9 protein-coding genes are annotated in these 12,569 nt (G+C 65.9%); 3 read left to right on the forward strand and 6 right to left on the reverse strand.

Annotated features, from left to right (window positions below):
• Window positions 1–67: 67 nt before the first annotated feature.
• From JOF56_RS28140 to JOF56_RS59615, 5 genes are all read right to left on the reverse strand, one after another.
• Window positions 68–2,722, reverse strand: coding sequence for a glycoside hydrolase family 3 protein (locus JOF56_RS28140; protein WP_209642497.1), 2,655 nt, complete (start codon window positions 2,720–2,722; stop codon window positions 68–70).
• A gap of 109 nt (window positions 2,723–2,831) precedes the next feature.
• Window positions 2,832–4,166, reverse strand: a complete 1,335-nt coding sequence (locus tag JOF56_RS28145; protein ID WP_209642498.1) for a nickel/cobalt transporter — start codon at window positions 4,164–4,166, stop codon at window positions 2,832–2,834.
• Entirely contained in the window at window positions 4,166–5,425 is a 1,260-nt protein-coding gene (locus JOF56_RS28150) for a tetratricopeptide repeat protein (RefSeq protein ID WP_209642499.1), read from the reverse strand. Before JOF56_RS28150 ends, JOF56_RS28145 begins: the two co-directional genes overlap by 1 nt.
• Window positions 5,426–5,498: 73 nt before the next feature.
• Window positions 5,499–7,076 (reverse strand): DUF4331 domain-containing protein, encoded by a 1,578-nt coding sequence (locus tag JOF56_RS28155; RefSeq protein ID WP_209642500.1) that lies wholly within the window; start codon window positions 7,074–7,076, stop codon window positions 5,499–5,501.
• Between the two features lie 87 nt (window positions 7,077–7,163).
• Window positions 7,164–8,075 carry a hypothetical protein gene (locus JOF56_RS59615; protein WP_281065502.1) on the reverse strand — a complete coding sequence of 304 codons (912 nt, stop codon included), beginning with the start codon at window positions 8,073–8,075 and terminating at the stop codon, window positions 7,164–7,166.
• A gap of 154 nt (window positions 8,076–8,229) precedes the next feature.
• Between JOF56_RS59615 and JOF56_RS28165 the strand changes: the two genes are divergently transcribed.
• Both JOF56_RS28165 and JOF56_RS28170 read left to right on the forward strand, forming a co-directional pair.
• Complete coding sequence (locus JOF56_RS28165) at window positions 8,230–9,030, forward strand: hypothetical protein (RefSeq protein WP_209642501.1); 801 nt, start codon at window positions 8,230–8,232, stop codon at window positions 9,028–9,030.
• The gene (locus JOF56_RS28170) at window positions 9,030–10,718 is read left to right on the forward strand and encodes a serine/threonine-protein kinase (RefSeq protein ID WP_209642502.1); all 1,689 of its coding nucleotides are present in this window, start codon (window positions 9,030–9,032) and stop codon (window positions 10,716–10,718) included. The genes JOF56_RS28165 and JOF56_RS28170 overlap by 1 nt, the downstream gene beginning before the upstream one ends.
• On the opposite strand, the gene JOF56_RS28175 is transcribed toward JOF56_RS28170, so the two are convergent.
• Entirely contained in the window at window positions 10,669–11,808 is a 1,140-nt protein-coding gene (locus JOF56_RS28175) for an MAB_1171c family putative transporter (RefSeq protein ID WP_209642503.1), read from the reverse strand. The two genes, JOF56_RS28170 and JOF56_RS28175, sit on opposite strands and share 50 nt — an antisense overlap.
• Window positions 11,809–11,953: 145 nt before the next feature.
• Here JOF56_RS28175 and JOF56_RS28180 point away from each other — a divergent pair, with 145 nt between their 5' ends.
• Window positions 11,954–12,547, forward strand: coding sequence for a hypothetical protein (locus tag JOF56_RS28180; protein WP_209642504.1), 594 nt, complete (start codon window positions 11,954–11,956; stop codon window positions 12,545–12,547).
• Window positions 12,548–12,569: the final 22 nt, after the last annotated feature.

Raw genomic sequence — 12,569 nt, forward strand, 5'->3', positions numbered from 1 at the left:
GCCCCCAATGCCACATTGGGGGCATGGCATGTCCCCAATGTGGCATTGGGGACATGCCAGGTGCCGATCAGTCGACCAGGTCGGAACACTTCTTGGCGTCGGGGGACTGGGCGCCCTTGGGGACCCATCTGACGTTGGCGAACGATGCCGAGAAGGCGCCCTCGGTGTAGACCAGGAACGGGGTGTTGACCACTTCGAAGTCCAGACCGGACGCCGCGAAGCAGCCGAGCGGGATCTTGACCGTGCTCTTCGTGCCCGCGGGCAGGTCTCGGAACAGCTTGGTGGCGACCACCTCGGCGAGACATGGATAGACACAGTGGACACTGACCACGGTCCGGGCGGCCGGTGCCTGGTGCACGATCACGTCGAACTCCAGGGTGCCCTCCGCGTTGAGGTAGCCACGCAGATCGCTGCCGCCTGCCGGGTTCTGCATGTAGATCTGGCCGGCGCCGGTGCCGGTCCAGGTGGTCTTCAACGCGTCCTGCTGGACGTTCACATCGGACTGGACGACGTTGATGTTGGTGTGCGCTGCTGTGCCGTCCGGGCCGATCTCGGTGCCGCCCCAGTTGTCCGGGGAGCCGATGAAGCTCTTGTACGGAGCCACATCCGTGCGGTTGAAGATCTCCAGGTCCTCGGTGGCGTTGCCGCCGCCACCCCCGCCGCTGCAGCCGAACTCCGGCGCGGTCTCGTCGAGCTGGCCGATCGTGCTGCGCTCGCCGCTACGCAGGCCGTAGCCGAGCTTGAACAACGGGTCGTAGTCCGGCTGTCCGAAGTTGAGCGGGGTCTGGCAGGCGCTCTTCGGCCATGAGTACGAGAGCTTGCCCGTGTAGCTGTAACGGTCCCTGACCAACAGGTCCGCCACGCCGCCGCCCTCGGTACCGGGCAGCCAGGCCGCCACGAACGCGTCGGACCGGTTGAGCTCCTTGTTCATCCACAGTGGACGACCGCCGACGTACACGGTGACCACCGGCTTGCCCTTGCCGCGGACCTTGTCCAGCACGGCGAGGTCAGCGGGGTAGATCTTCGCTGCCTCAAGCGAACGCTTGCCCAAGTCACCGACACCTTCGGCGTACGGAGTCTCGCCGATCACGGCGATGACCGCGTCGAACTGGGCCGGGTCGACGCCTTCGGCATTCTCGCTGAAGGTCACGTTGGCTGTGCCGAGTTGCTCGCGCAGGCCGGCCAGAATCGTGGTGCCGTTGGGGAAGTCGGCGTTGGTGTTGCCGGTTCCCTGCCAGGACAACGTCCAGCCGCCGGTCTGGTTCTGCATGCTGTCCGCGCTCTTGCCGACCACCAGGACCTTCGACCGCGGCGAGAGTGGCAGGACCTTGTTGTTGTTCTTGAGCAGCACCTGCGACTTGCGCACGGCCTCACGGGCGAGCTTCCTGGCCTCCAGCGCGTCTGCCGAGCCCGCGTGGTCACGTGCGGACGGCTTCGGCGCCTCCATCAGGCCCGAACGCAGCTTCACGCGCAGGATCCGGGTGACCGCGTCGTTGATCCGGGACATCGGGATCTGGCCGCTTTCCACCTGCGCGATGGTGTTGGCGATGAACGCCTTCCAGTCGTTGGGCACCATCACGATGTCGATCCCGGCGTTGATCGCCTGCGGGCAGCTGGCGTTGGTGCAGCCGGTGACCTGGCCGATGCCGTTCCAGTCGGACACCACCAGGCCGTCGAAGCCCATCTTGCGCTTGAGGATGTCGTCGACGGCCTTCTTGCTGCCGTGCAGTTTGCCCTCGTTGATCCCGAGATCGGTGTTGGTCCAGCTGTTGAACGAGACCATCACGGTCTGCGCGCCCGCCGCGAGCGCGCCGTAGTAGCCCTGGCCGTGAATGTTGATCATGTCGGCTTCGCCAGCCGGATTGACGCCCTGGTCCTTGCCGCCGATCGTGCCGCCGTCACCGATGAAGTGCTTGGCAGTGGCCAGCACGCCGTCGTCGTCCAACCGGCGGGAGTCGTTCTGCTGCAGGCCACGCGTGGCTTCGTAGCCGTACGCCCGGGTGATGCGCGGGTCCTCGGAGAAACCTTCGTAGGTCCGGCCCCACCGGTCGTCCCGCACGACCGCGAGGGTCGGCGCGAACGCCCAGTCCTGGCCGGTGGCGCGGATCTGCTCCGCGGTCGCCTTGCCGATGTCCCGGATCAGGCACGGGTCCTGTGCCGCGCCGAGGCCGATGTTGTGTGGGAAGAGAGTGGCACCGAAAACGTTGTTGTTGCCGTGAACGGCGTCGATGCCCCACAGCACAGGGATCTTGGTGCGGGTGCTGACCGAGGCCTGCCAGTAGGCGTCGGCGAGGTCGAGCCACGCCTTTGCAGGAGCGTGCTTGTCCCGGCCGGGCCATGAGCCGCCGCCGTTGAGTACCGAACCGATGTTGTACTGCCTGACCTCGTCCGGTGTGATCGCGCCGATCTCCGGCTGGGTCATCTGGCCGACTTTCTCCGCCAGCGTCATGGAAGACAGTGTTTTGGCGATTCGCCACTCGTCCAGCAACCGCGGCTGGATCTTGCTCCGCACCTTCGGCCAGTCCGCGAGCACCGGCAATTTCTTGTCGATCCGCGCACAGCCGTTGTGGTCGAAGTCCGGCTGACCGGCAACCGGCTGGCGCGGCCCGTGGCCTTGTCCGGATGCCTCCGGCTCGGCGGCGGCACCGGGAACGGCGGTGAGAAGTATCGCTCCGACAAGGGCGGCTACGGCTTTCCCGTAGGGTCTTGATCTCTTCCGCATGACGGGTCCGTTCTCGAGGCGCGACATCACTGTGGCGGCAGGGCCGCGCCGATCCTCACTCGCCTGAACCGGTCCAGTCAAGAGGTTGATGGAAGCGCTCTCTCGCGGGTCAGCCCGCCAGCGCGCGGATCGTCAGGCCGCTACCGACTACCAGCACCATCACGGAGGTGAGGATGGGGGTGAAGCGCGTGTAGCGCTGGATTCGGTTGGACAGCCGGTCCATCCGATCGCGTAACCGCACCAGCAGCAACCCCGCCGCCGTCAGCATTCCGGCCATTCCGATGCCGTAGGCCAGAACCAGCAGGACGCCGAACCAGGTCCGGCCCAGCGCGATCGCACCGAGCAGGACGACCAAAGCCGACGGGCTGGGGACCAGACCGCCCGCGACGCCCAGACCGAGCAGGCCGGCCTTGCTGAAGCGATGCCCGTGCCCGTGCCCGTGCCCGTGGCCATGTCCGTGCCCATTACCGGACCGTTGCCGCAACGCCGACCGGACCAGGAAGATCCCCACACCGGTGATCAGCAGACCGCTCGCCACACCCAGCCAGCGCAGCACGGATTCACCCGCCAGCACGCTTGACACGCTGATGAGCAGCCCCAGGATCAACACTCCGGCTGTATGCGTGAGCGTCACCGTGGCACCGACCATCACGGCGTCCTTCGCGGTTCCCTTACGCCCCACGAGATACGCCGCGATCACAGTCTTGCCGTGACCAGGAAGTGCCGCGTGCGAAGCGCCGAGGACAAGCGCGAGAAACACAGCGAGAATGCCGAGCCACAGCGTGAGATCGGCCGTGCCGACCAGGTCGTTGAACTTCGCCGCGAGACCGAAACCGCCGTCCGAGGCCTGTGCCGTGGCCGCGGCCGGAGCCGATCCCACGCCCGGCTCGGCCTTGATCACGACCTCACGCACGTCCAGCGGAGACGACAACAGGTCTTCCGGATAGCTGCGCAGCTCGTTGCTGACACTGGTCGCCGGAACCGGTGAGTCCAGCTTGACCTCGGTGCCGACGGCCGTGATCTCATGCCAGCCGACCCGGTCGGCCCGGTACGAGTCGCTGAACATCACCGTCACCGGCTCAGTGATCCTGGCCGGAGCGGTCAGGTCACACGTCAGACGCGTGGTCGTCAGATTGGCCTGTCCCTGCGGGAACTCGACGGCCGACGATCGTACCGACCAGATCAGTGCCTGATCGTCCACACGGGCTCGTAAGGCCTTGGCCAGGTCGTCGCACTGGCTTCCGGCGGGCCGGGATGCCTCCTGCAAGGTGGGGATCTCGGCGATGTCCACAATCGACTTCAGATCGATCCGGTCCGGATGCAGGTGCAGGGCATGGTAGTGGTTGACGCTGAAGTTCCCGAGCGGGTGAGCCGAGGCGATACCTGCCGGAATGAGCAACACGGCCGCACATAAGGAAAGCAGAACCAGGAGACGCCGGATCATCATCGGCTCCCCAGCCACTTGTTGGCTTCCGGTGCGTCCGGGAAGTGCGGATTGATCGCGAGCGCCTCGGTCACGAACTGAGTGGCCTCGGCGGTCCGGCCGAGCCCGGCGAGGACCATCCCGCGGTGGTAGGCGAACGTGGCGTTACGCCAGCCCAGGGAGGCTGCCTTCTCCGCATAGGGCAGGGCTTCGACGTCCCGGCCGTTGATGTGCAGGGCCCAGGCCATCGCGTCGGCGACGAACACGCTCTGCCTGCGTGCCCACTCTGCTTGCGCGTGGGTGAGGGCTTCGGCTTTGTCGCCGCGGTCGGCTGCGGTCATCGCGGCGACCAGGTCGTCGGTCGCGCCTTCGGCGGCCAGAAGTTTCGCCTGCTTGGCAAGGATGTCGTACTGCTTCTGGGCGTCCTCGGTGCGGCCTGCGGAAGACAGCAGACGTGCGTATTCCGGGATGTACTGCGGAGCGCGGGCGACAACTTGCTGATAGCCGTTAAGAGCTTCGTCGACACGACCGCGGGCGGCAGCGACCTTCGCTTGCCCCTGGAGAAGTGTGGGGTCATTGGGGCTTGCGGCCAGACCTTGCTCGTAGTGTGTTGTGGCTTCGTCCAGCCGGCCTGAGTTGAAGGCGAGCTCGCCGAGCTGGTACTGACAGAACGCGACCTCGTCGCCCGAGGCTGCGGCCTCCAGGCCGCGCTGCATGGCCTGCTGTGCTTCGGCCTGCTGGCCGTGGAGTTCGAAATGGTAAGAGGCACGGCTGAAAGCGGCGACGTTCGGCCGCAGGTCGAGCATCCGCTGAACAGCGTCCATCGCGCCCCGGTCGTCACCGAGCTGTGTCAAGGCATCCGCCAGAACACCGTAAACCTCAGCGGTGTCAGGGAGAACGGCCTGCGCCCGGGTCGCCCAGTCCTTGGCGGCCGCGAAGTCGTGACGGGCGTTTGCCAGCGCACCCATTCCGGTCATCGCCTCACCGTTGCCTTCTGGCGCGAGCTTGAGCGAGCGATCCAGCGCACCTTGGGCCTTACCGTAGTAGGTGGAGTCGGCGGTGATCCGCGCGAGTTCGACATAGGAGCTGCCCAGCTGTGCCCAGCCGCTGACGTCGGTGGGTACACGGGTAAGCTTGCGTTGCAAGGACTCCACGGTCAGCTGTAGCCGGTTCTGCCGGGTGACCGGCTCGGCCGCGACGCTCGCGGAGGGGGATCGAGTCAGGGAGACCACGGCCACAGTCAGCAAGACAGCGGCCAGCAGGACGCCGAAAACCTTCATTGCCGGCACCTCAAGGTGAGTGGACACCGGAGGCGCGGGGCTGCCGCGCCTCCAGCAGTCATTCAGGGGTTGTTCAGGACTGTGCTGCGTGCCGCGGCCGGGACTGGCGCCTGCGCCACATCCACAACCCGCCGCCTGCCAATGCGAGCGCACCGGCAGCGCCGCCGAGCATCGGCCCGACCGGCATGTCACCGATGACGTTCGCGCTCGGCGCGACATTGGCGACCGAGGTGTTCGTGTTCACTGCCATGTTGCTCGGCAGCGCCACGTACGGGAACTTCTGCTCGAACGCGCGGTCGTTGGTGTCCACTTTGTCCCCGGCGGCCAGTGCGGGTACGATCTGCCCGGACTGTGCGGCACCGGCCAGCGCCTGCAGTTCGATGTCCACGACATCGTCGGCCAGCCTGCGGCCGTTGGGGAAGCCCTGCAGGTCCCCGCCGAGCACGCCGAGCCGGTTCGGGGTCTGCGTCGGCGCGATGGACGTGTTGAGCCGCAACATCTCCGAGGGCACGAACTTCTTCGAGTTCACGTCCGCGTTGTTCAGCTGCGAGTTCAGATCCGCCTTGATCGGGCCTCCGGCCTTGGTCGTGATGCCGGTCAGGAAGATCTCCACCAGGTCGTTGCGCGGGGTCGGCGGTGCCTTCAGCTTGTAGATCGCTTCCAGCAGCTTCGGCACCTCAGGACTGGTCACCCGGTCCAGCAACGGTTTCACGGTGCCGTCCTTGTCGGGCGTCAGACCGTTGAACGCGTCCTTCAGGGCCACTGAGGAGACCACTTCGTTGACAAGCGGGTTGCCCAGCCGGGAAACCTGCACGAACGGTCCTTCGGGCTTCGCCTGACCGGGGGACAGGCGCATGGTCTTGCGTTCGGTGTCGCTCCAGATGCCGACCACCGGGTTGCGCTTCGCGTCGCCCTTGAGTGCCAGGTGGGCCTTGGGAACCTGGATGGCGATCGTGTTGACGTTGTAGCCACGCAGGGTGTCCTGGCCGACCTCGGACAGGTCGCCGCCGTAGAGCAGGTCGAACACCCGCAGATCGAGGAAGAACGAATCCTCGGCCGCGCCGACGTAGCTCATGCCGCCGCCGGGCAGCTTGGTGATCGCCTGGTCACGCAGTGGCCGGTAGTCCGGAATGGACGCCTGGCCCACGTTCGACGGTGCGACCTTGCCCTTGCGCACCAGTGTCTTGTCCCGGCCGTCGCCGTCGATGACCTCGAGTTTGTAGTTCTGCCGGAACAACAGGTTCTCGTCGTCGAGCGAGGTGATCGGGCCGTTGTTGTACAGGAACGTGTTGCGGCCACGCCGGTCGTCGTTCTCGAATGTCCACCGGTAGGTCAGATCCGGCTTGGCGTCGCCGTCATTGTCGATGTTGATGTCGTAGCGGGCGTCAGTGGCCCACGGATAGAAGTTCGGTCCGCCGTTCGGCTCCTGCAAACCGAACCAGTTGGCCACCAACGTGACCGTGTCCGGGTTGTCAGGGCTGACGAACGCGTAGACATCCGTGTTGTCCACAGTGGGATCGGCCGCGATGAGCGGGGCCTCCCGGTGGCTCGACGCGCCCGCGGTACCGGGCACGAACCCGGCGAGTGCTGTGCTGAGCAAAAGTGCGCCGGCCATCACGAGCGGCTTGCGCCGCTTGTGTAAGGCATTCATGACATTCCTCCCCGCGCCCACTCACACAAAGTCGAGCGCACCAGTACTTCGGTGCGCTCGACAAGGTGGATTGCAGAGAGTTTTCGGTTATCTGAAGCGGATCAAGGAAGCGCCCACGAGCACGAAGAACACCAGGATGACCAGCGTCCTGTTCTGGCCACCGCTGGAACTGGTCACAACCTGGTCCACCGCGGCGGTGAGTGTGACGCCACAGTTGGTGGTGACCCAGTGCCGCCCCGGCTCCACGCGGGTGAACTTGACGGAAGTCGTGAAGTTCCCCTTGTCGTCGGCGACGGTTCCACCGACCCGCTCATCCTTTGACATCAGTGTTACGGCAGCACCCGGCTTGCACCCCTTGCCGGTCGCGGACAACGACTCACCCGGCCCGACTGTCAGCCGATCCAGCTCGAGGTCACCGTCGGACTGCGGCTTTGGGTCCGCAGTGGACAGTGGAGGAAGCTCGGTCTGAACGGGTGGTGGCGGGGTCGTGGTGCCCGGCGGGTTGGTGGTGGTTACCGGTGGCCGGGACGTCCGCCTGGTGGTGGAGGGACGGTTGCGCGGAGGCGGATTGCCAGGAGGCGGTGGCTGGTTCACCGGTGGCTCTCCGGGTGGTGGCGGGTTGCCTGGCGGCGGTTCGTTCGGAGGCGGCGGATACGGAGGACCGGACGGCTTGGAGCTGATTGGAGGCGGAGGAGGGGGGTCCACGATGTAGCCCGCCTCGGCGGCGAATCCATTGCACCTGGCGGTAACGAAGTGGTCTCCAGGCCCGGCGTTGCTGGGAACCACGGCGCCGATACTGCCCGAGTCCGGCGGATAGAACTCGCTTTCCGCCAAGAGGATCTTCTCGTCCCAGCGGAAGGAGATAACACCCTTGCAGCGGTATCCGTCGTCGCTGAATCCCGACCACGAGATGGTGAAGCTCGATCCGGCGAGCCCTCGGTTGGGATTCAGTGAGATCCGCTCGGGTACCGGCTGACTACTACTCTGCGCGGTCGCCATCGGTGTTGCGCCCAAAAAGGCGCCGATGCTGCCCAAAAGGGCGACGATTGTTCGTGAAGTCGTGCGCATGGTTACTACTCCCCTTTTCGAGCTGCCGACAGGTTGTAGCATCCCTGTGCAGAATTCACCAACGACAACGACAACGGGATGCCCTATGAGACGCGTGGTTGCCGCGGGGGTTGTTTTCGCCTTCAGTGCCGTCCTGTTCGGTGCGACACCCGCAGCGGCCGCCGAGCCACTGAGTGTCGAAATCACCTTGGATGGCAAGGAAGTCACCGGAAACACTGTCACGATCGAACCGAACCGGCCGGCCGAGCTGACGGTCACCGCGGTCAACCAGAGCGACAAACTGGTGGCCATCCGCAGTGTGCGGGTCTCCGGTGTGGCGCTGGCGTTGACCTTCTTCGCTTACGACACCACGGTTCCGTTCGAGGTACCACCTGGTCAGACGGTCACCAGGACGCTGGTCATGGACTTCGCCGATCTGGAAGGCCAGGCGATCGGCCTGCTGCCGACCACGATCGACATCGTGAACACGGACCGGGATGTCGTCGGTACGGCCAGCACGGTCGTTGATGTGCGTGGCTCGCTTTGGTCGGTGTACGGCGTATTCGGCCTTGCGATGCTTGGACTCACCGCATTGCTCTGGGCGGGCGCGTTGTTCGCCTTGGCGCGGCACAAACTGTCGCCGAACCGGTGGCGGCGCGCATTGCGGTTCCTGCCGGGAGGAATCGGTGCCGGACTTGTCGCGGTTGTGACGCTTTCGGTGCTACGGCTGGTGCCGCCCGCGCCCGCGGTGGAAATTCCGCTGATTCTTGTCGCTGCTGCGATCGGGCTAATCCTCGGATACCTTACGCCGCACCCGATTCCGGAACCGTTGCCGGAACTGGGTCCCGATGATCCTACGATCGGGATGACGACCCGCCGGATGGACACCACCACCGAGGCTCACTGATGGCGACAGCACCGTTGAGCATGGTCAATGCCCTGCCGCAGTACAGAGTCGGGGCACAGATCGGTTCTGGCGGAATGGGTGAAGTCTACAGCGGCGTGCACCGCACGCTCGGCCGGCATGTCGCGATCAAGCAGCTGCCGCCGGAGGTCGCCGACCGGGCCAGGGCCAACGTCCAGTTCGACCGCGAGGCGCGGGTGCTGGCCAGCCTGGACCACCCGCACATCGTGCCGGTCTACGACTACGTGCAGAACCTGCTCGTGATGGAGAAGCTCGACGGTGGCACGGTTTTCGACCGGTTTCACGAAGGCGGGATCGACAAGGAGCAGGCCTGCGCGATCACCCTGGCGATGTTGTCGGGGCTGCACGCCGCCCACACCGCGGGTGTCCTGCACCTTGACGTGAAGCCGAAGAACCTGCTGTTCAATATGGCGGGGCTGGTGAAGGTCGCGGACTTCGGCATCGCCCAGGTGATCAGTGAAGGCGCCACGCTGGTCACCCACGGCGGCCAGATCCTTGGCACACCGGCGTATATCGCGCCGGAACAAGCCATGGGCAGCACGCTCTCCCCGGCCGCGGACGTCTACGCGGCCGGGACTGTGTTGTACGAGATGTTGAGCGGCGAGTTGCCGTTCGATCGTGCGAGCGGCGCGCTGGCCCTGATCCGGCAGCACATTTTCGCCGATCCCAAGCGGATCGAAGCCGTTGGAGAACCGTTGGCCACTGTTGTCATGCGCAGTGTGGCGCGTGAACTTTCCAGTCGCTACACGGATGCGGAGTCGTTCGCGGTGGATCTCGCCGCGGCGGCGACCACTGTGTACGGCGAAGGCTGGCTGGAACGGTCGGGAGTCCCGGTACTGGGCCTGTCCCCACGCGTGGCCGCCAGCCTGGCAACCGGATCGGCGGCCCGCGAGGAACTCACCGTCGTCACCAAGGCCGGTGATCCGGCCCTTGCCGATCAGTCGGCCGAACCGGACCGGCCGAAGATACCCGCTTTGGTCGCGGCGATTGCGCTCCTTGGCGTAATCGCCGTTGCTTTGCTCGCACCCTTCAGGCTTTCCCACGACGAACAAGCCGGGGCCACGATCCAGGGGACGCCGGGCGCGGGCCCGGTCGTGGTGGATCTCAGCAAACCGGTCACCATAAGCGGGACGGGTGGCGTGTCCGGCCCGGTGGAGATGCGGATCAGGGGCGCGTCGATTCCTTTGGGGTCAGCCACGAGCCCGGCGATCACGCCCGGACCGGATGGCAGCTTCACCACCAAGGTGACGTTGCCGCCGGTCGCCCGATGGATCGTGGGCGGCACGGTCAGCGGCGAGGTGAGCTGGCAGCGGGAGAGCGGACTGCCGGCCGTGCAGACGTTCACGGTGGTGGTCGACCAGCATCCGATGGCCAGCGCCATGGGGACCGGAAGTCTGCTGCTCGGGTTGTTCGCCTTGGCGTACGTGGAATCCACCGTGCGTACGCTGCGCCGTGGGTACTACCGGCCGGCGGCGCGCTACACCGCTTTGATACTGGGAGCGTTGTTCGGTATCGCGACGTGGATGTTGATCTCTGTGCTGTCCGGGAACGAACTGTCGCTCTACTTCGGCATCGCTTGCGCGGCGGCCGGCGCGGTTTCGGCGTCGAGCGCGATCATCGCTACAGAGCGGGCTGCGGCTTTGCGCGTCGCAGCGCGTAGGCCAGTGTGATCAGCTGCTCGACATCGGCGTCCAGGCCGTCCCGGTCAGGGACGGCCAACGGCACCGCGTCCTGAGTAGCGGCCTGCCCGCAAGCGTGTGCCCGCAAGGCTTCCTTGAGTTTGGCGGCCAGGTCGTCGCCTTGCTGCTGATCGATGTACGGGCTGATCCGCACCAGCCCGTCCCGGCACTCGATGACCCGGCGGTAGTAGCGGCGGTGCACGCCTCGCAGGCTCAACGTGTCCCGCCAGCGGCCGACCGGGACACGGCTGAGCCGGTCCTCCGGGAAGTGCGAGTTCAGCTCTGTCCAGAGTGGAGCAAGCCGGTGGTGGGCCCGCAGGTGCCGCCACCAGACCCGCAGGGCGCCGAGCCGGATCATCGCGGCCGGGTAACTGATCCCGATCAGGCACAGCACAATCCCCGGCAGCAGGAAGAACATCGCTCCGTACCAGCCCAGCGTCGTCTCCGCCGCGCCATTGGCAGACAGTGCCGGCGGCGCCGCGTCCCCGCCCGCCCAACGGATGATGATCGCCGGCACGAACAAACAGTCGGCCAGCACAATCCCGAACAGCCCGGCAGACGCGATTCTTAGGCCACGTGCCAGCCTCCGTTCGGCCTCTCGGGCGTACCGCAGCGCCCAAATGGCAGTCGCCGCGAAACCGAACGCCATATAGAGGTCTGCCGTCACCCAGAAGGTGGCCACACTGGTGACCGTGTGATCTTTGGTCCGTACTCCTTCTGGCGTAAGCACGACCGCCACAGTCAGGATCGCCAGCGCGACGACAAGCGGAACCCCGAACCGCAACACCCGCCGGCGAGCGACCTCAGCCTCCAGCGCGGAGAAAAGAAAGAACGCGATCAGGCAGTTGACCCCGACCAACAGCACCCCATGCTGCAGGAGCCGGGACACCATCGGCGCGACACCGAGCACAGTCGCCTCACGGTCGGCGGCCAGCCCCAGCGGAAACGCGATCGCCCAGCACGCGACCAATCCGGTCAGCGCCCACAAGGGCAGGTTCCCAGGCCGTCGGGCCAATCGGGTGAACATCCACAGCAGCACCGCGAGCGAACCGAATCCGTAAGCCACCAGCAGCACGGTCACGCGCTGAACCTACACCCACCGCAACGCCCGAATTGCTACTTTGGACGCCGAATACCCGGGTTGCCGGATGTCTGCCCGAGTGGTCCGATGTGATCGGCCCGGGCAAAGCATGTCTACTCGTTGATCAATGGTGCAGTATTGCGGAATGGACGGCCGGGCATACTTGGAGAAAGTGATCGGCGACCGCTTGGGCTCGGTCCGGCAGGTGCCCGAGGGGAGCCGGACCGGCACCCTGAACCTGCCGGAGCTGGAAGGCATCGCCACCGGCCTGATCGCCGCGGGCGCCCTGAGACCGGCCGACGCCGAACGAATCCTCACCGACCTCCGCAAGACCATGGCCCGCACCTCCCCACGCCCGGTCACAGCCGACTCACCCGCGAGCAAACCCCTGCGCGTCATCTCCCTGGCAGGACATACGTTCATCCAAGGAGAGGTCACGATAACCCTGGTAAGCCTCGAAGTCTGGTCGACCATGCTGATCCTCAGATCGGCAGTCCCCACAGACCACGACTGGACCCCGGACACAATGATCAAGTTCTGGGACTCCCGCTGGCGTTGGCGCGCCTGGGACGACACAGGCACCCAGTACCGCAGCACAGACAGCGCCTCGTCCAGCCTGCAGGACGTAGTAGTGGACAGCAGGACGTTCTATCCAGGCCCGCCCGAGGAAGCCCGGATGCTGACCTTGATTGTCGAGCACCACGAGCACCAGGTGGCGGTGGAGATCCCCCTGGTATAGAGGTTCTTACCTTGGGCCTGCC

It is taken from the genome of Kibdelosporangium banguiense, from assembly GCF_017876405.1.
Taxonomy (GTDB): Bacteria; Actinomycetota; Actinomycetes; order Mycobacteriales; family Pseudonocardiaceae; genus Kibdelosporangium; species Kibdelosporangium banguiense.

Bases quoted from the DNA above. Each gene is read 5' to 3' on its own strand.
- JOF56_RS59615 (WP_281065502.1), bottom strand. From the start codon at position 8,075: ATGGCGACCGCGCAGAGTAGTAGTCAGCCGGTACCCGAGCGGATCTCA.
- JOF56_RS28165 (WP_209642501.1), top strand. From the start codon at position 8,230: ATGAGACGCGTGGTTGCCGCGGGGGTTGTTTTCGCCTTCAGTGCCGTC.
- JOF56_RS28170 (WP_209642502.1), top strand. From the start codon at position 9,030: ATGGCGACAGCACCGTTGAGCATGGTCAATGCCCTGCCGCAGTACAGA.
- JOF56_RS28145 (WP_209642498.1), bottom strand. From the start codon at position 4,166: ATGATCCGGCGTCTCCTGGTTCTGCTTTCCTTATGTGCGGCCGTGTTG.
- JOF56_RS28180 (WP_209642504.1), top strand. From the start codon at position 11,954: ATGGACGGCCGGGCATACTTGGAGAAAGTGATCGGCGACCGCTTGGGC.
- JOF56_RS28140 (WP_209642497.1), bottom strand. From the start codon at position 2,722: ATGCGGAAGAGATCAAGACCCTACGGGAAAGCCGTAGCCGCCCTTGTC.
- JOF56_RS28150 (WP_209642499.1), bottom strand. From the start codon at position 5,425: ATGAAGGTTTTCGGCGTCCTGCTGGCCGCTGTCTTGCTGACTGTGGCC.
- JOF56_RS28155 (WP_209642500.1), bottom strand. From the start codon at position 7,076: ATGAATGCCTTACACAAGCGGCGCAAGCCGCTCGTGATGGCCGGCGCA.